This window comes from Lactobacillus sp. UMNPBX1 (genome assembly GCF_002554085.1).
Lineage (GTDB): Bacteria > Bacillota > Bacilli > Lactobacillales > Lactobacillaceae > Lactobacillus > Lactobacillus crispatus.
Genome location: NZ_PCZI01000070.1, coordinates 1 through 386, shown reverse-complemented (window position 1 = coordinate 386; position 386 = coordinate 1). Strand labels below are relative to the sequence as shown.

The window sequence follows — 386 nt, the reverse complement described above, 5'->3', positions numbered from 1 at the left end:
CGCCCGAAAATCCCCGTATTTTAATGCGGGGATGGATAGGGCCAAGCTGACCTAGCAGTCAGCTTTTTTTATTAAAAAAAGAGACATACGTTCGACTTTCCTGTAAAATATAAATATCTAATCTATGAGGAGGCGAAATCATGAAAAGAATGAGCAGTTTAGCCTATCATTTTGGCGTTAAGCTTCGCTTTTATCCTAGTTCTAAGCAAAAGAAAATCATTAAACTAAACTATGATGCTCAACGCTTTGTTTACAACTCTTATGTAGGACGCAATCGAAGTAATTATCATGCTAAGCACTACTTAGCTGTTAGACAATGTCAAGCAATGCCTTTTGCCTTTTCTATTCTTAATAATTATGAGACTAGGCTGGCAGAAGAAGTAGTC

At 37.0% G+C, this 386-nt stretch carries 1 protein-coding gene; it reads left to right on the top strand.

Annotated elements, in window-relative coordinates; translation table 11 throughout:
- Positions 1-140: 140 nt before the first annotated feature.
- On the top strand, positions 141-386 hold a 246-nt coding region (locus CP352_RS10830; RefSeq protein WP_158227702.1), incomplete at its 3' end, for a helix-turn-helix domain-containing protein.